Origin of the sequence: Desulfopila inferna, assembly GCF_016919005.1 — a bacterium.
In the GTDB taxonomy this organism is placed as follows: Bacteria; Desulfobacterota; Desulfobulbia; order Desulfobulbales; family Desulfocapsaceae; genus Desulfopila_A; species Desulfopila_A inferna.
Genome location: NZ_JAFFQE010000027.1, coordinates 1 through 571 on the forward strand (window position 1 = coordinate 1; position 571 = coordinate 571).

Here is a 571-nt window from a genome sequence, read left to right on the forward strand (position 1 = left end):
GATGTGCCCGGTGCTCGGTGAACAGGAAGAACAGGGCAATCAACGCAAACGCAATGAAGATGGCCCCTGAACCGATGCGGCCCGACTGGCGGTGCCTGGAGAGAGATCGAAGCGACGACATGAGAACTCCTTCGCAAGGTCAAGGTTAGGGACGCCGATCGGTGCACTGCCCGGCCGCCCCTCCTAGCGGTCTATCAGTGGCAGCATCCACCGCTCTTGTGAGCAGTGCCGGTTGGGACGTCACCATGGTGGGCATGCTCCGTCTTCGCTCCGGCGCCAGTGCTAAGCGACTCGGCTTCGTAACCGGCTGCTGCCAGCGCGGCCAGCATTGCGGGCGCGGCCTGGGCGTTACCGCTGACGCGCGCGATACCGCGCGCCAGATCCACGTCGACGGCATCCACACCAGGCACTCGCTGCAGTGCATGAGTAACCGACGAGACGCAGGAGCCGCAGCTCATGCCCTTGATCTTCAGTTCGATAGTGTCCATGGAAGAAATCCTTTTAGGAGGTGACGTTGAAAATCTCACTGCGACTGCGTTCAACACAGCGCCAGACACTTTCCGGCAGTAGA

At 61.3% G+C, this 571-nt stretch carries 1 protein-coding gene; it reads right to left on the bottom strand.

Annotation, left to right across the window (positions count from 1 at the left end; all coding sequences use genetic code 11):
* Positions 1–194 precede the first annotated feature (194 nt).
* The gene (locus JWG88_RS21275; protein WP_004635162.1) at positions 195–488 is read right to left on the bottom strand and encodes a heavy-metal-associated domain-containing protein; all 294 of its coding nucleotides are present in this window, start codon (positions 486–488) and stop codon (positions 195–197) included.
* Positions 489–571: the final 83 nt, after the last annotated feature.

Excerpts from the sequence above, each read along its gene's own strand:
- JWG88_RS21275 (WP_004635162.1), bottom strand. The coding sequence starts at position 488 with ATGGACACTATCGAACTGAAGATCAAGGGCATGAGCTGCGGCTCCTGC.